Consider the following 22,461-nt stretch of genomic DNA (forward strand, 5'->3'; position numbering starts at 1 on the left):
CGCTGCAACGCCAACTAGTATCGATGAGGTGTCTGGTGCCGAACGAACAAACAGGAGTCGCCGCAACCCGCGGCGTCGACCTGCCGTCGGCAACCCCGATAAACCTTTGATGCGAACCGTCCGTGAAACTTCTGCGGGCGGCTTGGTCGTCGATGGCTGGGGAGGACCCCCGGAACGCCTCTGCGCTGCACTGATCGGCCGAACCGACCGCCGCGGACGCCTGCTCTGGTCGCTACCGAAGGGCCATATCGAGCAGGGTGAGACCGCTGAGCAGACCGCGATGCGTGAGGTCGAAGAAGAAACCGGTATCCAGGGAACCGTCCTGGCACCGCTGGGCAGCATCGACTACTGGTTCGTGACCGAAGGTCGACGCGTCCACAAGACCGTGCACCACTACCTCCTCCGCTTTCTCGGCGGTGAACTCTCCGACGAGGACATCGAGGTCACCGAAGTCGCCTGGGTGCCGCTGACGGAATTGCACTCGCGCCTCGCATACGCCGACGAGCGCAAACTCGCAGAACTCGCGTCCCAGATGATCGCCGAGATGCCGCGAACGGAAATACGGCAAGAACAGCGCCCGAAGGAACCGGACGCCGGATGAGAATGGCTCTGCGGCGGGCCGGTGTGGCCGCTTTGGTGATAGCCGCTGTCGGTTTCGGGCCTGCAACGACGGCCGTCGCAGGTGCAGCGCCGTCCAGCCAGCCCAGTGAGCGCGCCCCGGCGCGAAACACCAACGATGCCAAATTTCTGCAACTGACCATCGACTCCACCGCACCGACCACGGTGACGACCACCAGCGACCGCAACGTCGTGGTCAAGGGCACGGTGAAGAACGTCGGTGACCGTCCCGTCGAGGACGTCGGGGTGAGGCTGCAACGCGCTCCCGCGATCGACTCCAGTTCGGACGTGCGCGCAGCACTCGACTTCGACCAGGCCGTTTTCGACACGGTCGGCGAATTCGACACCGTTGCCACCACCCTCGACACCGGCCAGTCCAAGCAGTTCACGCTCACCTTGCCGTTGCGGAGCACTACCGGGTTGTCTCTCGACATCACCGAACCGGGCGTCTACCCGATGCTCGTCAACGTGAACGGCACCCCGGAGTACGGCGGTGCCGCCCGACTCGACGACGCACGCTTCCTGCTCCCCGTCCTCGGTGTGCCGGCCGCAGCCGAATCGAACGCCACAGCCGGAACCCCCAGTTCGTCCGCCACGGCGGTCGTTCCCCCCGACACGTCCGCCCCGATCGGCGTCACGCTCATGTGGCCGCTGGCCGACGCGCCACGACTCGTCGGCGGAATCCCCGGCGCGGTCAACGAGCCCGTACGCCTGATCGACGACGAACTTGCCACCGAACTTTCCGACGGCGGCCGTCTGGACGCGTTGGTCGATGCGGTGGAGAACGCCACCAAGCCCGAGAGCGATTCCGATCGCCGCGTCACGGATGCGCTCTGCCTGGCAATCGACCCCGACCTTCTGATCACCGTCGAGAACATGACTCGCGGATACCTCGTGGCCGACAACTCGTCCGACCCCACCGGGCCGTCGCACGAAGGCCGCGGCAGCGACGCCGCCAACCAGTGGCTCGGCCGGGTGAAGACCCTCGCGTCCTCGATGTGCACGACGGCGGTTCCGTTCGCCCAGGCCGATCTCGCCGCGGTCACCTCGGTGGCCAATCCGGAGTTGACGGCTACCGCGCTCACACGGCCGGCGGACATCGTCGACAACATCCTCGGCGTGACCTCACTGCGAGATTTCGTCTGGCCGGATTCGGGTGTCCTCGACTCGGCCACCGCAGAGGTGCTGAGCGTGAATCCCACCACAGCGATGGTGGCTGACACTTCCGTCGACTCGGCAGCTCCGCAGCTGTCGTCGCGGATAACCGGCTCACTCGACGCGCTTGCCTTCGACACCTCGGCGGCAGCGGCGCTGGCCGCCACCGGCTCGGAGCCGCAGGTCCCGTCGTACATCCCCGACGACACCGCGCCGACCATCGACATCGAATCGCGCAGCGCCCGGCGTCAGGACGCGCTGGGGGCGATGGCCTGGGCCGCGCTGACGCCGACGTCGCTGCCGCGCAATCAGATCTTCGCGCCGCCGCAACTGTGGACCGCCGACAGCAACGACGCCACGGCGGTGCTCTCGATGCTCGCGACCCTCATCCGGTCCGGGCTCGCCTCACCTCAGGCCCTGCCGGCACTGCTCGGCAGGCAACCGGGCGCGACGGACGCCGCCACTCTCGACTACCCGGACCGGGCTACCCAGGACGGTCCGCAAACGTCCGTCGTCGAGACCGCAACCACCCAACTTCCGCGTATCGACGGGCTCGAAGCTTCGCTCGTGGACGATCCGGCGGCTTCGCTCACCCCCCGGGGATTCACGGCGCCGCTCCGCGAAGATCTACTCCGTTCGATGACCTTGGCCGATCGCCGCAACGTCGACTCCGCGTCGGTCAATCGGGCGGAGCGGGCCGCGACCATCCGCGCCGACAACGTCACCGAAGCCGTCGACGGGATGTACCGGGCCGTCAGTGTGGTGTCTCCGGGCGGCGTCTACACCCTCGCGTCGGGGCAGAGTCCGCTCCTGCTGGTGGCGCGCAACGAGCTGCCCATCGCCATCAACGTCGACCTGCGTGTGGAAGCCCCACCCGAGATGCAGATCAGTGACATCGGTCCCAAACAGCTTCCGCCGCGAGGTAGCCGACAGTTGACTGTGCCCGCGGAAATGAACGATTCTCGCAAGCTGGAAGTCAACTTCTCGCTGACCACGACAGATGGCCGCCAATTGGGTACGCCGACCAGCGTGACCGTACGGTCGAATGCGTACGGTCGTCCCCTGGCCGCCGTGACGGCGACAGCGGGAGGGTTGCTGCTGTTCCTGGCAGGGCGACGGCTGTGGCATCGATTCAAGGGTCAGCCGGACCCAGCAGATGAAGGGTACGAACGCTCATGACCGGGAATCCACCCGAGGAGGGTCGCCGCTCGGCGATCACCCGCAAGAGTGCCACGACCCGTTCGCATCCTCGGATGCCACCGTGGGAGCGCGGTTACCCGATCCAGCCGGTCAACCCGGACGCACGTTTCGACGACGCACCCACCATGACCATCCCGGTGATCCGCGACTACCCCCGGTACCGCGAAGCCGAGATGGAATTCGCCGACCGGCAGACGACCACGTCGGACGAGTTCGACACCGACGCCCATGTCCAGGTCGGGGAACGCAAGGAGACGAACTCTCGACTCCTCGCGGCAACGGGTTCCATCGCGATCGCGACGCTGACTAGCCGCATCACGGGATTCGCCAAGCAGTTGATGATCCTGATGGTCCTCGGTCCGGCCATCGCCAGCTCGTTCACCGTCGCCAGCCAGATTCCGAACATGATCGCGGAGCTCGTCTTGGGCGCCGTTCTGACCGCGATCGTCGTCCCCGTGCTGGTCCGCGCCGAGCGGGAGGACGCCGATCACGGCGAAGCGTTTGTCCGACGCCTCTTCACGGCGTCGCTCGTCCTACTGGGCATGGCCGCGCTGCTCGCGACCCTGGCAGCACCCGTACTCACCAAATACGTCTTCCTGTCCGAAGACGGCAAGGTCAGCACCGACCTGACCACGGCGCTGTCGTATCTACTTCTGCCGGCGATCCTGTTCTACGGGCTGTCGGCACTGTTCACAGCGTTTCTGAACACCAGGCAGATCTTCAAGCCCGGAGCCTGGGCTCCCGTACTCAACAACGTCGTCGTCCTCGTGGTGCTCGTGATCTACCGCCTGACTCCGGGCGAGATCTCGCTTGATCCGGTCTCGATGGGCGATGCAAAGCTGCTCACCCTCGGCATCGGCATCACCATCGGCGTCATCGTGCAGGCAGCCAGCCTGATCCCCGCGCTACGCCGCGAGAAGATCTCGCTCAAGCCGCTGTGGGGTCTCGACGACCGCCTGCGCCAGTTCGGCGGCATGGCCGTCGCCATCGTCTTGTACGTCCTGATCAGCCAGATGGGCATGATCTTCGCGACCAAGATCTCCTCCCACGCCGACGAAGCCGGCCCTGCCATCTACAGCCAGGCCTGGTTGCTCCTGCAGCTCCCGTACGGCGTGCTCGGAGTGACGGTTCTGACGGCGATCATGCCGCGCCTGAGCCGCAACGCTGCTGCCGACGACACCCCGGCCGTCGTGGACGATCTGTCGGTCGCAACGCGTCTGACCATGATCACGCTGGTTCCGATCATCATGTTCCTGACCTTCATGGGCCCGCAGGTCGGTGAAGCGCTCTACGGTTACGGCCGCTTCGGACCCGAACAGGCCGAACGACTCGGCACCGCTGTGAGCTGGTCGGCATTCACGTTGATTCCGTACGCACTGGTCCTGATCCAACTTCGAGTGTTCTACGCCCGCGAACAGGCCTGGACGCCGACGTGGATCGTTCTCGGCATCACTGCAGTGAAAATCGCTTTCTCGGCGCTCGCTCCGGTCTTCGCATCCAACAGCGATCAGGTCGTGATCCTGCTCGGTGCGGCCAACGGTCTCGGATACATCACCGGCGCCGTCATCGGCGGGTACCTCCTGCACCGCAGCCTCGGAAACCTGCAGATGTCCAACGTGGGCAAGACAGTCTGGTCCGTCGTACTCGCCTCGCTGGCCGGGTCGTTGACCATGCTCGCGGTCGACCGGGTCCTCGGATTCGATCAACTCACCGAGCGTTTCGGCGGACCTGGCTCGATGGTTCGCGTCGCCGTCGGCGGCATCCTGATGCTCGCGATCACCTTCACGATTCTCTACTTCAAGAAGGTTCCGGAAGTCCTGTCGGTAACGGTTGCGGTCTCCCGCAAGATTCGTTCACTGACAGGTCGCGCCGAACCGGACACACGTAACAACACCGACGACGACGTCACCGAGCTGATTCCTGCAATCAGAACGGAATCAAACGAGCAAGAACGACCGGGTGCGCTCCCGTACCCTGGTCGTGGGCGTACAGGATCGCAACCCGCGCGTATTCGGGGACGGGCTATCGATGGAGAAGGAGCGAGGGTGAGCGACGACAACGTTTCCGGCAACAAGAGTGCCGGGACTTCTGCCGTGAAAGCGTCCGAACAGAAGTCAACGGCATCGTCGGGCACACCTGCATCCACGAGTTCCTCCGCATCTGCCGGCCAGAAGCCACAGCAGGGTCAGAAGCCACAGCAGGGTCAGAAGTCACAGCAGCCCGCACAGCGACCGCAGCAGGGCCAAAGCCCGCAGGGTCAGAAGCCGCAGCCGCCGGTGCAGAAGGCCGCTCCGCCGGTACCTCCGGTCAGTGTGTCCAAGACACCTTCGGCGCCCGTGTCGAAGACACCTTCAGCACCTGTCTCGAAGACACCCGCGCCGAAGACGCCTGCTCCGGACAAGAAGGCACCCGAATCTCAGAAGACGGCTGCCGCTCAGACACCACCGCCCGCTGCACCTCGCACACCTTCCGCCGGATCCGCATCACGACCGGCCCAGCGACCGATGCCACGTGGACCCAAGCTCATCCCGGGCGCATCTGTCGCCGGCGGACGCTACCGTCTGCTCGCGCCGCACGGCGGAACCCGCGGACTGCAGTTCTGGGAAGCTCTCGACGTCAAGCTCGACCGTGAAGTAGCCCTGACGTTCGTCGACGCCGATCAGCGCGGTGATGACGACAGCCAGTCCGGACCGCAGGCAGTTCTCTCACGCACTCTGCGCCTGGGACGAATCAACTCGCCCGGTCTGGCTCGCGTCCTCGACGTCGTCCGCGGAAGCTCGGGCGGCATCGTCGTCGCCGAATGGACTCCCGGCCGCTCGCTGCGTGAGATGGCCGAGACGACGCCGTCGCCGATCGGTGCAGCCCGCGCCATCCGCGCCCTCGCGGCGGCTGCCGAAGCTGCTCACCGCACCGGCGGTGCGCTGTCCATCGATCACCCGGACCGCGTTCGCATCAGCATCAACGGTGACGCCGTACTGGCGTTCCCGGCGACGCTTGCCGACGCCGATTCCACCAGCGACGTCCGCGGTCTCGGCGCCATGCTGTACTCGCTCATCACGGCGCGCTGGCCGCTCGCCGATCCGTCCGCCGGTCCCGTCGGTGGTTTGCTTCCCGCCGGCCGCGGCGCCGACGGGAACATCGTCGAGCCTCGGGTCGTCCGTCCGGAGGTTCCGTTCGACATCTCGGCCGTTGCGGTTCGAGCGTTGCAGTCGGAGAGTGGAATCCGCACTGCTGCCACCGTGCAGCACATCCTCGATCAGGCATCCGTCGTGAACGACAAGACGGAAATGATTCCGGCACTTCGTCTCGGCCACCGCGAACAGGGAGCGTCCGGTCATGCACTGAACGACCCCGAAGCCATCGAGGCCGAGAAGAAGAAGTCGACGCGGATGCTCGCGGCACTGACGGCACTCGGCGTCTTCACCGTGATCGTCCTGATTCTCCTTGTGGTGTGGGTAGCGAGCTTCCTCTCGGGTGGTAGTAACGACACCCCTCTCAGCGAGCAGAGTTTCGGATTGACCACCGAAGCCACTGCGCCCGAGAACAATTCACCCGCGCCCGCACCGGCGGCGGCAACCGTGCCGGTAGCTGCCTCGGCCGTAACGGTGTTCTCACCCCAGGGCACGCCGGATCAACCGGCAACGGCCAAGAACGCCATCGACGGCAACCCGGCCACTGCGTGGTCGTCGGACTCGTACTTCCAGCCGTTCCCGTCACTGAAGAACGGTGTCGGCCTGATGGTGAGTCTTGCCGATGCCGCCAACCTGAAGAACGTTGCGATCACGTCTGATTCGCCGGGAACCGTCGTTGAAATCCGTTCTGCCCCTTCTGCGAATACTTCACTGGATCAGACCAAGGAAATCGGATCGGGTGTCCTGAAGAACGGTGTGACCGACATTCCAGTCACTTCGGACGGCTCGGGTCAGTATGTCCTGGTTTGGATTACGCAGCTCAGCACCGAATCCGGACAAAACCAGACATCCATCTCGGAGATTGCTTTCACTGCTGCAAAGTGATCGCCCTTGGCCCTTCTGAAACCTACCGACTGGGCTAATATCCGCCCGTGCACAGTTATCGGGGGGGCACCGGGGGCGGAGCCGGAAATTTCGAATCCAGAAGTCTCGAGAACAAGAATCTCGAGGCGACGGATTTCGAATTGTTGACCGCTCATGTCGCGGGCGATCGACACGCGTTCCGTGAACTACTGCTCCGGCATCAGGATCATCTGTGGCACGTTGCCCGGCGAACGAGCTACTCGGACGAGGATGCGGCAGACGCTCTCCAGGAGGGTCTGCTGTCCGCGCACCGCAAGGCCGCGAAGTTCCGCGGCGACGCGGCGGTGCGTAGTTGGCTCCACACCATCGTGGTCAATGCCTGCCTCGACCGGATCCGACGCAACAAATCACGGGCGGCGTTCTCTCTGTCTTCGGAGAACGCGGAGGAACCCCGCGATCACCGCGACTATGCGGCGACAGTGGACATGAGCCTGACCGTCGAACAGGCACTGGCATCGCTGCCGCCTGAGCAGCGTGCTGCCGTCGTCGCCGTCGATGTCGAGGGGTATCCGGTAGCCGAGGCCGCCGAGAGGTTGGGAGTGCCCGTAGGGACCGTGAAGAGTCGCTGCGCCCGCGCGCGCAAGCGTCTCGCCGCCCAGTTGGAGGACTTTCGCGAAGGCGGGAACCATTCGTGAACCGGCCGCGTCCTATCTTGTAAGGGTCCGCACCGACTGCCGAGGGAGGGTTCATGACAGATCCGTCTGTTCGCGTTCCGTCGCCTCCGTTTTCGGAAGACCTACTCGCAGATCTTCACGCCGGGGTTCTCGATTCCGAAACCAGTGCGGCTCTGTGGCCGGTGGTACACGCAGATCCTGACGCCCATGCATTTGTCACCGCCCTTGACGGCGTCACGGCATCACTCGCGACACTGAACTCGCGCGAGGCCTCTCACGAACGGATTCCGAATTCGCTTGCCGAGCGAATCAATTCGGCACTGGATCTACAGTCAGAACAGCTGGAGCCGCCAGCTGAGGCATCTGTCGTGCCGTTCCGGCGGCGCCCACAAGCGTGGGTTCTCGGTGCCGCAGCAGCCGTGTTGGCGGCCTTCGTGATCGTTGTTATCGGAATCCGAGATTCCGAACCTGCCGAAAGTGTTGTCGCTCAACCGAGCACACCGGCGACGCCTGCTGTCGACGATCCGGATTCGGCGTCTCTGCTCTCACTCGTCGGATCCAAAAACCTTGGACCACTGGATGATCCATCCAAACTTGCCGGATGCCTACGCGCCAACGGCATCGATGAGGGCCGGCCTTTGCTCGGTTCCGGCGAGATTCGCATCGACGGGGCGCCGGCGATAGTCCTACTCTTCACGGGATCGCAGCCGCGTCAGATCACTGCACTGACTGTTGGCATCAACTGCAGCGACGGGAATCCGAATACGTTGTCGGTCAAGAACATCGGCTGACGTCGACGGTCAGCGCGGCGATGCCGCCGGGAGTAAGAGCTCGAGGATTCTTTCGCGTAGCGCATCTGTATCGTCCTCGACCGCTATCAGACTCGAAAACATCGCTGCCCCGGCCGCCAATACCAGCACGGCCTTGGCATCGAGCAGTGCCGATTCAGGATCTTCGGCGTTCTGAAGGAACAGTTGCGTACTCGGTCCACTGAACCCGCGCCACAATTCGTTGCGCAGGTCGTCGTGGTCGCGCAGGGCCGCCAGCAATCCTGGCGACGCGGCGCGAACCTCGGGACGGGAGAAGAGCTGAACACTTCCCTCCACCACCCAACGGATCCAGCCGTCGCGATCGGTGCCCTCGAACGGTGTCAGGTCCGGTGTCGCCCCCAGGATCGACCCGAGAACAAGATGTGCCTTCGACGGCCATCGCCGCGACATCGAGGCTCGGCTGACCCCTGCCCGTGCCGCGATCGCCCGGAGACTGAGTTGATCCCAACCGACCTCGAGGAGCATCGCTCGGGTGACCTCGAGGACTGTGTCGTCGATGCGTGGGTCTCGTGGGCGACCTGATCCTGTGGCATTCATCGTGTCGAATTGTCGGACAGATTGGCAGTAGGCGCTATATCGTCGTAGTTACGAGTCCACTGGCATCGTAAAGATCAGGCCGCCGCAGGAAGTTGAAAATGACCACAGCGCCCACACCGTCGATATTCGAACCCGCACGTCTCGGCCCTCTGACCTTGCGCAACCGCATCGTCAAAGCTGCAACGTTCGAGGGCGTCATGCCCCGGGGAGCGGTCTCGGACGATCTGATCAACTTCCACGCCGAGGTGGCCCGCGGCGGGGCCGCGATGACCACTGTCGCCTATTGCGCCGTCTCACCAGGTGGACGAGTCCACCGCGACACCCTTGTCATGGACGAGCGCGCGCTGCCGGGACTACGCAGACTGACCGACGCCGTCCACGCCGAAGGCGCACTTGCTGCGGCGCAGATCGGCCACGCGGGACTGGTCGCCAACACGCTCTCCAACAAGACGAAGACTCTGGCGCCGTCGACCCGGCTGAGTCCGCCCGCGATGGGCCTCGTCAAGGGCGCGACACTCGCCGAACTCGACGGTGTCGTCTCCGACTTCGAACGGACCGCTCGCGTCGCCGTGGACGCAGGATTCGACGCCATCGAGGTCCATCTCGGCCACAACTACCTCCTCAGTTCGTTCATGAGCCCCAATCTGAACAAGCGCCACGATCGATACGGTGGCAGCGTCGCCAAGCGCGCCGAGTATCCGCGTCGAGTCGTCGAAGCGGTGCGACGGGCCGCTGGATCCAGCGTGGCGGTCACCGCGAAATTCAACATGTCCGATGGGGTGCCGAAAGGTCTGTGGCTCGACCAGAGCCTGCCGATCGCCCAGATCCTCGAAGCCGACGGCCACCTCGACGCGATGCAATTGACCGGTGGCAGTTCACTTCTCAACGGAATGTACTTCTTCCGTGGCGAGGTCCCACTGGCTGAGTTTGTCGCCTCCCAACCCAAACTCGTCGGGTACGGGCTGAAGTTCTACGGTCCCAAACTCTTTCCGACGTACCCGTTCGAGGAGGGCTTCTTCCTGCCCTTCGCCCGTCAGTTCCGACAGGCGCTGAGGATGCCACTGATCCTGCTCGGCGGCATCAACCGCGTCGACACCATCGAGCACGCACTGGATGAAGGATTCGAATTCGTCGCCATGGCGCGTGCGCTCCTCAGGGACCCACAACTGGTCAACAAATTCCGAGCCGAGAGCGTCGACGAGGGGTTGTGTATCCACTGCAACAAGTGCATGCCCACCATCTACACCGGCACGCGCTGTGTGGTTCGGGACGCGCTGGTGGTTCGGGAGGCACCGCGCCCCGCCCAGTGAGTCCCGCGCTGTGAGCCGCCGGCTGTGAGCCACTTTCCAGCGGAGTGCGGGAACAACACCCCTTATCCTGGTGTTGATCGGTACGGCTCTCCAAGAAGCGGAGGGTCTGCACTCACTATTGGAAGGCTCGCATGACCACCCAGCTGGAAAACACGCCCGCGGTCCATGACGTCATCATTGTCGGTTCCGGACCGGCCGGATACACCGCTGGTGTCTACACCGCGCGCGCTGAGCTCCAGCCCCTGCTGTTCGAGGGAACCCAGTTCGGTGGCGCCCTCATGACCACCACCGAGGTCGAGAACTTCCCCGGATTCCGCGAAGGAATCATGGGCCCCGACCTGATGGAACAGATGCGTGAGCAGGCACTTCGCTTCGATACCGACATCCGCACCGAGGACGTCGAAGAGATCGATCTCAGCGGCCCGATCAAGACGGTCGTCGCGAACGGCGAAACGTATGCCGCGCACGCGATCATCCTCGCCATGGGTGCGGCAGCCCGTTACCTCGGTATTCCCGGTGAAGAACGCCTCCTCGGCCGCGGCGTCAGCGCCTGCGCCACCTGCGACGGCTTCTTCTTCCGTGACCAGGACATCGTCGTGGTCGGCGGCGGCGACTCCGCGATGGAAGAGGCAACATTCCTGACCCGCTTCGCTCGCTCGGTCACCCTGGTGCACCGCCGCGAGGAATTCCGCGCCTCACGGATCATGCTCGAGCGCGCCAAGGCCAACGAGAAGATCCGCTTCCTGACCAACGCGGAGCCCGTCGAGGTGCTCGGTGAGAACAGCGTCACCGGGCTCGTCGTTCGTGACACCGTCACGGGTGAGACCTCCACACTCGAGATCACCGGCATGTTCGTCGCCATCGGCCATGACCCGCGCAGTGAGCTCGTCAAGGGCCAGGTCGATCTCGACGACGCCGGATACGTGCGCGTCGCTCCCGGTTCCACCGCGACCTCCGTCGACGGCGTCTTCGCTGCCGGTGACCTGGTCGATCACACGTACCGTCAGGCGATCACCGCTGCCGGCACCGGATGCTCCGCAGCAATCGACGCCGAACGCTGGCTGGCCGACCGCGGCGACATCACCGCCAACACGCTCGACGCAGCCGGCCACACGGTCGACGTCGTCGGCGCTCCCTGATTCATCAAGCTGTCGAACCCAACCCTCGAGGAGTAACAGTGTCGAATACCGTCACCATCACCGACGATTCCTTCAAGCAGGACGTCCTGGGCAGCGACAAGCCCGTTCTGGTCGATTTCTGGGCAACCTGGTGCGGCCCGTGCAAGATGGTCGCCCCGGTACTCGAGGAGATCGCCGGTGAGAACAGCGAGAAGCTGACCGTCGCAAAGCTCGACATCGACGCCAACCCGGCGGCCGCCCGCGATTTCCAGGTCATGTCGATCCCGACGATGATCCTGTTCAAGGACGGCAAGCCGATCAAGACGATCGTCGGCGCCAAGGGCAAGGCCGCACTGCTCAAGGACCTCGCAGACGTTCTCTGACGGCTGGATGAGCATCGTGGATTCTCGCAATCCACAGAATTTCTGAGATAATCGATCGATGTGCCTGATCGGGTCTACGACCAGGCACATCGATCGAATTCGTTAACCGATCCGAGAGGCTTTCACGCATGCACAGACTCCGACACGGCGATCACGGCCCGGCCGTCGCCGAGATTCGGGGCACATTGACGAAGCTGGGATACCTCCATCACGGAACTTCCGGTATTCGACGTGAAAGCGCCGACGGTGCCCACTGGGTTGCACCCGACGCCATCTTCGATCATCAACTCGACAGCGCCGTTCGCGCCTTCCAGCAGCAGCGTGGGCTCCTTGTCGACGGCATCGTGGGCCCGGCCACCTATCGGTCACTTCGCGAGGCCTCGTACCGCCTGGGCGCCCGTACGTTGATTTACCAGCTTTCTGCGCCGCTGTACGGCGACGACGTCGCAGCTCTGCAGGCCAAATTGCAGGACCTCGGCTTCTACGCAGGTCGGGTCGACGGTTTCTTCGGCCCGCAGACCCACGAATCTCTCTCGTCTTTCCAGCGTGAAATCGGGATTGCCGCCGACGGTATCTGCGGACCGCAGACACTCCGTTCGCTGGAACTTCTGGGAACCCGCGTCACCGGTGGTTCCCCACATGCGATCAGCGAAGAGGAACTGGTGCGGCGCAAGGGCCCGCAACTGGGCGGCAAGCGCATCGTCATCGATCCAGGCCTCGGTGGTCCGTCCACCGGCACCATCGTCAACGGCATCTCCGAAGCCGACATCCTGTGGGATCTGGCTATGCGCCTCGAGGGGCGGATGGCAGCAACCGGGATGGAAACCTTCCTCTCCCGCCCGCACAACGCCGATCCGAGCGAGGCCGAGCGCGCGCTGACGTCCAACGCATTCGACGCCGATCTGATGATCTCCCTGCGCTGCGACAGCAACTCGAGCCCGTCGGCGAACGGCGTCGCGAGTTTCCACTTCGGAAATTCGCACGGTTCGGTCTCGATGATCGGGCAGGTGTTGACCGGTTTCGTTCAGCGCGAGATCGTTGCGCGAACTCCGTTGCGGGACTGCAGAACTCACGGTCGAACGTGGGAGTTGTTGCGCCTGACCAACATGCCGACGGTACAGATCGATCTCGGCTACCTGTCCAACGCGTCCGACGTTGCGGTACTGACGAATCCGCGGATGCGTGACACCATCGCCGAAGCCATCTTGATCTCGGTCAAGCGGCTGTACCTACTGGGTCAAGACGATCAGCCGACCGGCACCTTCACCTTCGCCGAGCTTCTCGCAGAAGAACTTTCGGTAGCCGACCGCATTTCGTAGGTCCTGCGGTCGGCACCTGCTCACACTCTGGCGAGTTCGCTGATCTCCACCATTTCGAGAGCTGCGGCCTTCAGTAGACGGTCGAGGGCTTCTTCGACGTCGACTTTCCATTCGTGATCTCGATTGAGTTCGAGACGAAGGCGCGGATAACGATGGTGCGGTGCCACGACCTCGAAACCGTAGTCCTCGAGGAACTCGGCACTGATCATGCATTCTGCGGGTGAACATTCCAGAGCTGCCGTTGCACTGGCCACGTCGGAAGCTGGCCCCAAGTCGCCGCTACGGATACCGAATGCCTCGAGCGCACGAACTCCTCGTCGGACCAGATCTGTCACGACAGCGGCCAGCAGGCTCGGCCCTAGTTCTTCCTCTATGCCCGAGGGCTCGAGGCGAAGGCTTGTCAGAAGCACTGCGTCCGAGCTGACCGGGCTGGTGGGAAACAGTTGCGCGCGCGGGATCATGCGGGGAGGGGCGTACAACGCACTGCCGAGCGGCTTTCCGTCGCGGACGGCGACCTGTCCGCACGAACCCCACTCGAGCATGACCATCGACAGCCAGGCTTCCTTCTCGAATTCCTGATCACAGAATCCTCGGGCGTCATGAAGCGCGCCCGGGTCCATCTCCCAGAACACGCATCGGCGCGCATGGGCGGAAAGCTGATCGAGGCTGTCGAGTGTGAGAGAGGTGATGACGTGAGTCGACACTGACTAACTCACTCTCCGTAGGTCCCCGAAGCGGTTTTGATGCTCGCCCGCCGCTTTTCTCTTCTCTAGGATAGGCCAGCTACGACATGTCGGCAGTGACACGAGAGTTGATCGCCCTAATGTATTGCTGTTCAACATCTTTCGTCCCGCTTCAAGATTTCGAGAAGCTCGGACCACCTAGATTTGTCACAGTGACGAAAATAGGTGGTGTGCCCGGTCATCATGATTACGTCACCAAACGGGCATCCGAGTTCTCTACTTGGATTTCTGTGCTTCCATCATTCCGACGATGCGTTGTAGGTCGTCGACCGAGCCGAATTCGACCACAATCTTTCCCTTCCGCTTGCCCAGACTCACAGTCACCCGAGTGTCGAACGAGTCCGACAACCGCTCGGCCACATCCTGCAGGCCCGGCATCACGATGGGCTTGCGCTTCTGTGGGGGAGCGATCTCATTATCCGCCCGGTTGGCCAGAGTGACTGCTTCCTCCGTCGCGCGAACAGACATTCCTTCCGCGACGATGCGCGCCGCCATGACCTCCTGAGCGTCGGCACCCGCCTCGAGGGACAGCAGCGCGCGAGCATGGCCGGCCGAAAGTACACCGGCCGCAACGCGACGCTGAACCGCCACCGGCAGCTTCAGCAGACGAATCATGTTGGTCACGACGGGACGCGAACGTCCGATCCGATTGGCCAATTCTTCGTGGGTGACTTCGAACTCCTCGAGCAGCTGCTGATACGCCGCTGCCTCTTCGAGGGGGTTCAGTTGCACTCGATGGATGTTCTCGAGGAGCGCGTCGCGCAGCATCGAGTCGTCATCTGTTTCACGAATGATCGCCGGAATCTTCTCCAGCCCGGCTTCCTGGCTCGCGCGCCAGCGACGCTCACCCATGACAAGTTGGTACTTGTCACCGTGACGACGGACCACGATCGGCTGCATCAAGCCGAACTCGCGGATCGAGTGAACCAACTCCGCGAGTGCTTCCTCGTCGAAAACGCTGCGAGGCTGCTTCGGGTTCGTCTCGATCAGGCTCGGTTCGATCTCGAGATAGACCGCGCCGGTCGGCTCGAGTTCGGTCTCCGGCTCAGCTTCCACCGGAGCCTTCGCAGCCGACGCCTTGGTGGCTTTCTGCGTTTTCGGGGCCGCCTTGGTCGGTGGGGGAGGGGAGGGGTTGCGCTTGTCGACGCCGATTACGACGTCCGCTGCAGCCGATCCCAGACCCGGCGCCGTGGCCGGCCCAGTGGGGATGAGAGCAGCCAAGCCGCGGCCCAATCCACCTTTGCGTGCTTGACTCATCTCACTGCTCCTGGGTCGTCGTGGTGGCAGAGCGGGCGGCAAGTTCACGGCCGGCGTCGAGGTAACTCATGGCGCCACGTGAACCCGGGTCGTAGTCGAGAACTGTCATCCCGTATCCGGGAGCCTCGGACACCTTCACGCTGCGCGGAATCACAGCGCGCAGAACGGCCTCACCGAAGTGCTTGCGTACTTCTTCGGCGACCTGGTCGGCCAGCTTGGTGCGCCCGTCGTACATCGTCAGAAGGACGGTGGAGACATGCAGATCCGGGTTGAGATGAGCCTGGACGAGTTCGATGTTGCGGAGCAACTGACCGACCCCCTCGAGGGCGTAGTACTCGCACTGGATCGGGATCAGAACTTCCTTGGCAGCGACCATCGCGTTGACGGTCAGCAGTCCCAGCGAGGGCGGGCAGTCGATGAGGACGAAGTCGACGTCAAGCTCTGCGAGCACCTTGTCGTTGAGCGCGCCTTTGAGTCGATTCTCGCGGGCAACCATGGAGACCAATTCGATCTCGGCGCCCGCCAGATCGATCGTTGCCGGGATGCAGAGAAGGCGCTCACTGTGCGGGCTGGTCTGGATCGCCTCCGGGGCCTTCACTTCGCCTATGAGCAGCTCGTAGCTCGACGGGGTGCCCGAGGTATGGACGACGCCCAGAGCGGTGCTGGCGTTGCCCTGAGGGTCCAAATCGACCACAAGGACAGTGAGCCCTTGAAGAGCGAGCGCCGACGCAAGGTTCACCGTGGTCGTCGTCTTGCCGACGCCACCCTTCTGGTTCGCGATGGTGATCACGCGGCGGAACGCCGGCTTCGGCAGCGTCACCGAATGGGGATGAAGCACTTGGCTCGCTCGATGCGCGGCCGCCCCGATGGGGGTCTCCTCCGAGGAGATCGCCGCGTAGGGGGCGGTGAAATTGTCGTCGTCGTTGACGATCTGATCCGCACCCGCACTCGTGTGCTGCTTCGGTGTTTCACGTGAAACGGCGGATTCAGATCGACCCGACATTGACTGCTCCTTCGATTGGGAATCGATCACTAGGTGCTCTCATCATCTGTACATTGCTCTCGATTGCATGCGTGTAAATCATCAACGCTGGCGGCGCTTCGGGAGACGTTCGGCCTTCACCACAACAGTGGGGGTGCGGAGAATCTTGGCTCCGCATTCGAGTGTTTCCAACTTACCTGCGCCCAACTTGGTCAGCGCCGTACGGTCTCGCTCGATCTCCTCGGCGGCGCTCGAACCCTTGAGTGCCAACATCCGGCCGTGCTCGTGAATGAGTGGGAGGGACCAACGTGCCAGCTTCTCGAGGGGCGCCACAGCTCGCGAGGTGACTACATCCGCGCCGCCCGCTTCCTTCACAACACCCGATTCCTCGGCTCGCCCTCGGACAACCAATACGTCCAATCCGTTGGACTCGATGAACTCCGCGAGGTACACCGAGCGTCGAAGCAACGGTTCGACCAGAGTCACCTTCAAGTCCGGGCGGGCGATTGCGAGAGGGATACCGGGTAGGCCGGCGCCGCTTCCAACGTCCACAACCGACTCGCCTTCGGCAATCAACTCACCGATGACGGCGCAATTGAGAAGGTGACGCTCCCACAGTCGAGGGACTTCACGGGGACCAATGAGCCCGCGCTCGACACCATCCGTCGCCAGGGATTGGTAATACCGTTCCGCGATCTCATATCTGTCACCGAACACTGCGCGCGCAGTCTCTTGTTCGTCCCAGTCAACCGACGCCGCACCATTCTGTTCCACGTGAAACATCCTCCCGCGTAAACCGCGAAATCAACAATCAAGACCGAAATCATTATCCGCTCTGGAGCCGACATGTGTTCGCTTCTGCACACCGACTCGCTGTGAGTCTGCCGACTCGTTCATTCTTTGGGAAGTATTCGGCCCAAAATTCAAGCGGGGGAGGGGAGGGGTTCACGTTCCACGTGAAACATTGCGCTGAAAATTCTTCCAATTCTGACGCGTTTCACGTGAAACATGGCCGGGCGATCGAATGCAGATAGGAGCGCAATTCTTAGTATCATCACAGTGACGAAACTGTCATGGGTAGTTACATGGATGGAATTCTGACCCAAAATGGGCAATTTTCAACGAAAAGTGGTTGCCGAAAATCGCTGTCGTAGGACTGCCGAGCGGACTCGGTCACTCTGACCCAGTCGGTTTCTGACGCGGACGTTCTTCTTCGATTCCAGTTCTTGGACGACATCCGAAGACGAAGATGACCGCAATGACTCAATCCCCACGAAGGCACCGCCAATTATTGTGGCCAACAGAGCAAGAGCCCGCGGCGCCTACGCCGATCAAACCATCCACATAATTAGCCGCCCACAGCGCTCCGTTGACCAGAGCCCTGACAGCAGCGAGCACGATGACGGCGAGAGCAGAACCCTCGCTAGTCCCGCCCATCTGATTCGAAACCTCAACCCTCGGCGGTTCCACGTTGGTACCGAGGCACCACATCGACCCGGTTTCACGTGAAACGAAGGCCGACTATTTCGAGTCGAGGGAGAGGGGCATCTCGCAATACGGCAACCTGCCGCCCTTCGGTAAATCTCATGGCAAGCTCGGAATCCATGTCTCGCGGGCAAATAGCAGCCATGGACCATACCGCCAACTCGACGGATACTGACGTAAACGATGACGGGACCGAGGGGTCGATCAGCCAAGTTGTCTGCCGTGCCGGAACTGACCAAGCCAGCGTGGTCGAACCACGGATCGCTTGTGGTCTCGCCTCGAGGCGACCGGTTGGCAGCGATCACGACCTGACCGGGGCTCTCGGGTCTAGATGAGTAACCGTCAGGCAGTGCCGAATGAAATGTCAGCACCCGGTAAGGCCATACGCAGATCCGGTTCGACAACCGAGACGAGTTCAAACTCCACTGAAGGCGGTTCTGCTCTACAGAAGGCGGAAGAGTCCGGACGGCCCTCAATTGATGCATTCATCGCGTTTCTGACTCGCTTGTTAAAAAGGTCGCCGACGCACCTGGGAAGTTCCGTACGGCACGGCGGTGTTCATATCCCAAAAAGGCATCCAACGAGGTACCTCGACTTACTCCATAGTGCGGTGGAACCAGGCGATGGAGCGCAGTGGTTCTGAGGTCGAGAAGATACTAGGCGTGGTACAAATCGGGCATGAGATACGCAATTGTTGCCGCTGCCATATTGGCCTCGCTGGCTGCACCCGCTTTGGCCAGCGCCCAGGTCCCGTACCAACCGCCAGTGGTGGCGCTCGTTGGTGATGATTCATCGATCACCGCGACGATCACGAACCCGAATGACAGTGGCATCTGCACCCTGTCAATTTCGTCCTCACCGAGACCACCGGTGAACGATCCCAATGACCACACACGCACGGTCGAGCCTTTCACCGATGACGATGCCTCCTGGCCGCAGGCCGGGCAGTCGGTGGAACTAACGCGCGACGATCTCCAGCCGGGGGTTTACGACCTCACCGCCTGGTGCGGTAAGCCCGCGCAGGGAGGAGGTTGGGTGATGGGACAACTGTCGAATGGCGTGTCCTACGAGGTGCGGGTTGGATCGATGCCGGAACCTACAGGCTCCCTGGCGTTCGGGTCATAAAGACCACGAGATTGCGCCTACGAGCGAACCGGATGGGTATTTCCGATTTCCTTCATCCGCCTTCGCTTACCCGATCAAAACGAAGAAGCAATGACCCACCCATGAGGGAATCGCCGCCTAGGGACTGAGCCCCGACCATACAGAAAGAGCATGCGTAAGGCACTCAAGATCATCAATCCGAGAGGGATTCCGGAACGCTCGTGGGACATGTCGACAACGATAGGCACCTGACCGTCACCGTGCCGCCGGATTCGGTTTCACGTGAAACACCTCTCGGACACAGAAGCGGGCCCCGGAAAATCCGGGGCCCGCATTCGATCAAGGGGGAGTGTCAGTCCTTGAGGACAACCACTCGACGAGACGGCTCAGCGCCTTCGCTCTCGCTGGAAACACCGGCGACCTTGGCGACGGCGTCGTGCACGATCTTGCGTTCGAACGGCGTCATCGGAGCAAGCTCTTCGCGTTCGCCGGTCTCGAGAACACGCTGTGCAGCTTCCGCACCGAGAGCACTGAGTGCCTCGCGCCGGCCCGCACGCCACCCGGCGATGTCGAGCATCAAGCGGCTGCGCTCTCCGGTCGACTGCTGAACTGCCAGACGAGTCAGCTCCTGGAGAGCATCCAGAACCTCACCCTTGCGTCCCACGAGCTTGGTCAGGTCGTCGCCGCCGTCGATGCTGACGATCGCCCGATCGCCCTCGACGTCAAGGTCGATGTCTCCGTCGAAATCGAGAACGTCGAGCAACTGCTCGAGGTAGTCGCCGGCGATCTCGCCCTCTTCGATCAGGTCGTCATCGGAATCGTCGATGTCTACATCCACATCGGTAACCGGCGCAGTGGTCTCGGTGCTCACGTCTGCGTTCTCTCCATCCACAACGATGTCAGCTTCACTGGACATTGGTCGTTCTCTTTCCTGGATCAGCGCCGTTTATTGCGCTTGGGGGAGTTGCCGCGGTTGCTCTGTGGCCGGTTCTGTTTGGGTTTCGACGTGGAACCACCACTGGAACCCGAGGGCTTCGGCTGAGGCTTCTTGAGCGAAACTTCCGGGGCGTCACCGTCGTCGTCGGCTGAATCCGCGGTCTTCAGCGCAGCCGGAGATCCCTTCTTCTTGCTGGGATCAGGACGGGCACCGGGCTTGGGCGCATTGTCGTTGCGGCGAGTGATCGCTTCCTGCTTCTTGGCTTCTTCTTCCGCGTCGATCTTGCGGAAGACGAGGTGCTGCTGACCGTAGGTCCAGATGTTGTTCGACACCCAGTACAGGAGGATCGCGATCGGAAGGAACGGTCCACCGACCAGAACACCGAGCGGGAAGACGTACAGGGCGAGCTTGTTCATGATCGCGGACTGCGGGTTCGCGGCAGCTGCTTCGCTCTGACGGGCAACAGAAGCGCGTGAGTTGAAGTGCGTCGCGATGCTGGCGATGATCATCAGCGGAGCGGCCACGAGGATGATGTTCAGCCGTGACGGAAGCTCGGGAACGTTCTCGGTGACGTAGGCCTGAAGCTGCGCAACCGGCGTCGTGATAGCGGCCGAGATGGGCGCGCCGAACAGACGAGCATCCAGGAACGACTGGACGTCAGTGGCCGAGAAGACGTAGTTCGGGGTGTTGAGGTTGTCCTCGGCGCTCATGCCCAGCTGGCCCATGCCGGTGCCGGTGCGGTTGAACGAGCGCAGGACGTGGAACAGACCGATGAACACCGGAGCCTGAGCCAAGACCGGGAGACAGCCCATGATCGGGTTGAATCCGTGCTCCTTCTGGAGCTTCTGCATCTCGACGGCCTGGCGCTGACGGTCGCCCGAATACTTCTTCTGCAATGCCTTGATCTGTGGCTGCAGTTCCTGCATCTGACGCGTCGTGCGGACCTGCTTCACGAACGGCTTGTACAGAACCGCACGCAAGGTGAACACCAGGAACACCACGGAAAGCGCCCAGGCTATTCCGTTGTCCGGGCCGAGAATGAACCCGAAGACCTTGTGCCAGACCCACAGAATCGCGGATACCGGATAGTAGATGAAATTGAGCACGGCTCTAAGTACTCCTCTGTTCGTCCGTCGGACTGTGACACGCTGCGCGTGCTTCCGGACAGCTATGGCGGCTACCCGCATCACGGTCACGACGGGCAGGGACAGGGTCCCACCCTCCAGAATGCCAGGGGGCACACTTCGCCAACCGCACCACAGTCAAGAAAAGGCCTTTGATCGCCCCGTGAGTGCGCAGCGCTTCGACTGCGTATTCACTGCAGGTGGGGGTGAACCGGCAGGTCGGCATCCTCAAGGGCGACACATACGTCCGGTACAACTCGATACAAAAGATGAGAACAGTGGCGGGAGCGCGACGCACAGCCTTCAACACCGTGATGACACGGGAGGCTCTGGGAGTCTCGATCTGCTCAGAGAGCGGAGTACTCATGGCTCTTCACTTACCGACACCAATAGGTTCATTTTGGTCAGGCCCCCGCGCAACTGCTTGGCCAGTTCGGCTGAACTGGCGGTAGCTGCACCCGGAAGTGCGCGGATAACCACGTCCGTCTCCGGCGAAACCTGCCCGACGAAATCTGCACAGATATGACGAAGCCGGCGTGCGACTCGATGTCGAATCACCGCCGGCCCGACAGCCTTGCTCACGATCAGCCCGAAACGGGGACCGTGATTTGTTACTACCAGCGCCTCTACTTGCTCGCGATCGAACGCGTGCACGACAAGGTCGCGTCTTCCCATACGACGCCCGCGTCGCACCGCCACGGAGAAATCCGCGTGGCGACGCAACCGAGACGGCTCAGGCAACACCCCGAGCTCCTGAACTCGAAATCAGATCAGGCGGTGAGGGAATCGCGGCCCTTACGGCGACGCGCCGAAACGATTGCACGACCCGCACGGGTACGCATACGAAGACGGAAGCCGTGAACACGCGCGCGGCGGCGATTATTCGGCTGGAACGTCCGCTTGCCCTTGGCCACGGTCAACACTCCTCGAAGTTCATTGACGCCTCCCGGCGTCATTCAGTGATCGACGCCTTACGGCGCCTTTGGATCCAACAGGTACAGAACAATCAACTTCACTCGTTGTGGCTTGGAAGACCGATCCGACCTGACATATGTAGCCAGCACGAAGCGATCACCACCAGCGGGTGACCGTTCGAGGTTACTTACCACCGTTGCCAAGGTCAAACCAGCCCGATTCGGAGCCCTCCCGCGGCAACCACGGCGACACGCCGATACTTACATCATTCCGCAGATTCCATTCACAGTGTGCATACGGCCGTGACCTCGAGCGAGGCGGCAAGTGTGACCTTGGCAACAGTTCCGCTACGGACTGCAGGTGACCCGAAGGCAACCCGGACAGTTCCACTGGCGCATGCTCTCGACAAGGCCTCATCAGCACATACGGGCACGAGCGCCGGACGCGACCCCGAATCCCGAGTTTCCACATTCATCCACAGGGCTGTGAGTGTTGACGCATCCCCGACACCAAGTGGCGAACGCCTCGAGTTCCGACAAAGTTGCAGGTAGATCAATTTCTCGATCACTTTGACGAATTTGGTTGACGAAAAAACCGACTCAGTGCAGGTTTGTCCACATCTGTGGATAATTGTGTGGAAACACAGCCCAGGTGGCATATTCGTAGCCTGTTACGGGGTTCTCACCCCGGGTGGTAATCCACCGAATCATTCGACGCCGCAGCCATACGCTCGGCAGCTGCAGCACACCCACTGTCGGCGAAACACGGGAAGGAA

General features: G+C 62.4%; 20 protein-coding genes. 9 read left to right on the plus strand and 11 right to left on the minus strand.

The window, feature by feature from the left end; all coding sequences use genetic code 11:
- Nucleotides 1-28 precede the first annotated feature (28 nt).
- From BH682_RS29520 to BH682_RS29540, 5 genes are read left to right on the plus strand one after another with little or no spacing between them, the layout of a single operon-like run.
- Nucleotides 29-601, plus strand: coding sequence for an NUDIX hydrolase (locus BH682_RS29520; protein WP_030537486.1), 573 nt, complete (start codon nt 29-31; stop codon nt 599-601).
- Nucleotides 598-2,952 (plus strand): DUF6049 family protein, encoded by a 2,355-nt coding sequence (locus BH682_RS29525; RefSeq protein WP_075835069.1) that lies wholly within the window; start codon nt 598-600, stop codon nt 2,950-2,952. The genes BH682_RS29520 and BH682_RS29525 overlap by 4 nt, the downstream gene beginning before the upstream one ends.
- The gene (locus BH682_RS29530; RefSeq protein ID WP_075835071.1) at nt 2,949-6,989 is read left to right on the plus strand and encodes a lipid II flippase MurJ; all 4,041 of its coding nucleotides are present in this window, start codon (nt 2,949-2,951) and stop codon (nt 6,987-6,989) included. The genes BH682_RS29525 and BH682_RS29530 overlap by 4 nt, the downstream gene beginning before the upstream one ends.
- Nucleotides 6,990-7,036: 47 nt before the next feature.
- On the plus strand, nt 7,037-7,663 hold the full coding sequence (gene sigM / locus BH682_RS29535; protein WP_075835073.1) for an RNA polymerase sigma factor SigM: 627 nt from the start codon (nt 7,037-7,039) through the stop codon (nt 7,661-7,663).
- Nucleotides 7,664-7,716: 53 nt separating this feature from the next.
- Nucleotides 7,717-8,433: a hypothetical protein gene (locus BH682_RS29540; protein ID WP_075835075.1), complete on the plus strand. Its 717-nt coding sequence runs from the start codon at nt 7,717-7,719 to the stop codon at nt 8,431-8,433.
- Between the two features lie 9 nt (nt 8,434-8,442).
- Here BH682_RS29540 and BH682_RS29545 read toward each other — a convergent pair whose 3' ends face one another.
- Nucleotides 8,443-9,009 (minus strand): helix-turn-helix domain-containing protein, encoded by a 567-nt coding sequence (locus tag BH682_RS29545; RefSeq protein ID WP_054781440.1) that lies wholly within the window; start codon nt 9,007-9,009, stop codon nt 8,443-8,445.
- Between the two features lie 98 nt (nt 9,010-9,107).
- Here BH682_RS29545 and nox point away from each other — a divergent pair, with 98 nt between their 5' ends.
- The 4 genes from nox (at nt 9,108) to BH682_RS29565 (ending at nt 13,139) form a co-directional block, all read left to right on the plus strand.
- The gene (gene nox / locus BH682_RS29550; protein WP_064075696.1) at nt 9,108-10,319 is read left to right on the plus strand and encodes a 4,4'-dithiodibutanoate disulfide reductase; all 1,212 of its coding nucleotides are present in this window, start codon (nt 9,108-9,110) and stop codon (nt 10,317-10,319) included.
- Nucleotides 10,320-10,450: 131 nt separating this feature from the next.
- Nucleotides 10,451-11,458 carry a thioredoxin-disulfide reductase gene (gene trxB / locus BH682_RS29555; protein WP_003942521.1) on the plus strand — a complete coding sequence of 336 codons (1,008 nt, stop codon included), beginning with the start codon at nt 10,451-10,453 and terminating at the stop codon, nt 11,456-11,458.
- A 38-nt stretch (nt 11,459-11,496) separates the two neighbouring features.
- On the plus strand, nt 11,497-11,820 hold the full coding sequence (trxA, locus tag BH682_RS29560; RefSeq protein WP_003942530.1) for a thioredoxin: 324 nt from the start codon (nt 11,497-11,499) through the stop codon (nt 11,818-11,820).
- Nucleotides 11,821-11,948: 128 nt separating this feature from the next.
- Complete coding sequence (locus tag BH682_RS29565; RefSeq protein ID WP_003942558.1) at nt 11,949-13,139, plus strand: N-acetylmuramoyl-L-alanine amidase; 1,191 nt, start codon at nt 11,949-11,951, stop codon at nt 13,137-13,139.
- 20 nt (nt 13,140-13,159) lie between these two features.
- Here the strand turns inward: BH682_RS29565 and BH682_RS29570 are convergent, their stop codons facing one another.
- From BH682_RS29570 to rpmH, 10 genes are all read right to left on the minus strand, one after another.
- The gene (locus tag BH682_RS29570; protein ID WP_003942495.1) at nt 13,160-13,843 is read right to left on the minus strand and encodes a hypothetical protein; all 684 of its coding nucleotides are present in this window, start codon (nt 13,841-13,843) and stop codon (nt 13,160-13,162) included.
- A 255-nt stretch (nt 13,844-14,098) separates the two neighbouring features.
- Nucleotides 14,099-15,139, minus strand: coding sequence for a ParB/RepB/Spo0J family partition protein (locus BH682_RS29575; RefSeq protein ID WP_007729136.1), 1,041 nt, complete (start codon nt 15,137-15,139; stop codon nt 14,099-14,101).
- 1 nt (nt 15,140) lies between these two features.
- Nucleotides 15,141-16,142 carry a ParA family protein gene (locus tag BH682_RS29580; RefSeq protein ID WP_003942510.1) on the minus strand — a complete coding sequence of 334 codons (1,002 nt, stop codon included), beginning with the start codon at nt 16,140-16,142 and terminating at the stop codon, nt 15,141-15,143.
- A gap of 81 nt (nt 16,143-16,223) precedes the next feature.
- Nucleotides 16,224-16,904: a 16S rRNA (guanine(527)-N(7))-methyltransferase RsmG gene (gene rsmG, locus BH682_RS29585; RefSeq protein ID WP_075835077.1), complete on the minus strand. Its 681-nt coding sequence runs from the start codon at nt 16,902-16,904 to the stop codon at nt 16,224-16,226.
- Nucleotides 16,905-18,262: 1,358 nt separating this feature from the next.
- Entirely contained in the window at nt 18,263-18,520 is a 258-nt protein-coding gene (locus tag BH682_RS29590) for a hypothetical protein (RefSeq protein ID WP_030536721.1), read from the minus strand.
- Between the two features lie 542 nt (nt 18,521-19,062).
- Entirely contained in the window at nt 19,063-19,626 is a 564-nt protein-coding gene (locus BH682_RS29600) for a Jag family protein (protein ID WP_003942504.1), read from the minus strand.
- 20 nt (nt 19,627-19,646) lie between these two features.
- Nucleotides 19,647-20,753, minus strand: coding sequence for a membrane protein insertase YidC (gene yidC, locus BH682_RS29605; protein WP_003942570.1), 1,107 nt, complete (start codon nt 20,751-20,753; stop codon nt 19,647-19,649).
- Nucleotides 20,754-20,757: 4 nt separating this feature from the next.
- Complete coding sequence (gene yidD, locus BH682_RS29610) at nt 20,758-21,138, minus strand: membrane protein insertion efficiency factor YidD (RefSeq protein WP_007729147.1); 381 nt, start codon at nt 21,136-21,138, stop codon at nt 20,758-20,760.
- Nucleotides 21,135-21,515, minus strand: coding sequence for a ribonuclease P protein component (gene rnpA / locus BH682_RS29615; RefSeq protein WP_019746209.1), 381 nt, complete (start codon nt 21,513-21,515; stop codon nt 21,135-21,137). Before rnpA ends, yidD begins: the two co-directional genes overlap by 4 nt.
- Nucleotides 21,516-21,541: 26 nt before the next feature.
- Complete coding sequence (gene rpmH, locus BH682_RS29620; RefSeq protein ID WP_003942540.1) at nt 21,542-21,685, minus strand: 50S ribosomal protein L34; 144 nt, start codon at nt 21,683-21,685, stop codon at nt 21,542-21,544.
- Between the last annotated feature and the right edge of the window lie 776 nt (nt 21,686-22,461).

The sequence above is a fragment of the Rhodococcus sp. YL-1 genome, from assembly GCF_001942025.1.
Classification (GTDB): Bacteria; Actinomycetota; Actinomycetes; order Mycobacteriales; family Mycobacteriaceae; genus Rhodococcus_F; species Rhodococcus_F qingshengii.

Bases quoted from the DNA above. Each gene is read 5' to 3' on its own strand.
- BH682_RS29600 (WP_003942504.1), bottom strand. From the start codon at position 19,626: ATGTCCAGTGAAGCTGACATCGTTGTGGATGGAGAGAACGCAGACGTG.
- BH682_RS29525 (WP_075835069.1), top strand. From the start codon at position 598: ATGAGAATGGCTCTGCGGCGGGCCGGTGTGGCCGCTTTGGTGATAGCC.
- BH682_RS29540 (WP_075835075.1), top strand. From the start codon at position 7,717: ATGACAGATCCGTCTGTTCGCGTTCCGTCGCCTCCGTTTTCGGAAGAC.
- BH682_RS29580 (WP_003942510.1), bottom strand. From the start codon at position 16,142: ATGTCGGGTCGATCTGAATCCGCCGTTTCACGTGAAACACCGAAGCAG.
- yidD (WP_007729147.1), bottom strand. From the start codon at position 21,138: ATGAGTACTCCGCTCTCTGAGCAGATCGAGACTCCCAGAGCCTCCCGT.
- BH682_RS29545 (WP_054781440.1), bottom strand. From the start codon at position 9,009: ATGAATGCCACAGGATCAGGTCGCCCACGAGACCCACGCATCGACGAC.
- BH682_RS29575 (WP_007729136.1), bottom strand. From the start codon at position 15,139: ATGAGTCAAGCACGCAAAGGTGGATTGGGCCGCGGCTTGGCTGCTCTC.
- BH682_RS29565 (WP_003942558.1), top strand. From the start codon at position 11,949: ATGCACAGACTCCGACACGGCGATCACGGCCCGGCCGTCGCCGAGATT.
- BH682_RS29530 (WP_075835071.1), top strand. From the start codon at position 2,949: ATGACCGGGAATCCACCCGAGGAGGGTCGCCGCTCGGCGATCACCCGC.
- nox (WP_064075696.1), top strand. From the start codon at position 9,108: ATGACCACAGCGCCCACACCGTCGATATTCGAACCCGCACGTCTCGGC.
- rsmG (WP_075835077.1), bottom strand. From the start codon at position 16,904: ATGTTTCACGTGGAACAGAATGGTGCGGCGTCGGTTGACTGGGACGAA.
- trxB (WP_003942521.1), top strand. From the start codon at position 10,451: ATGACCACCCAGCTGGAAAACACGCCCGCGGTCCATGACGTCATCATT.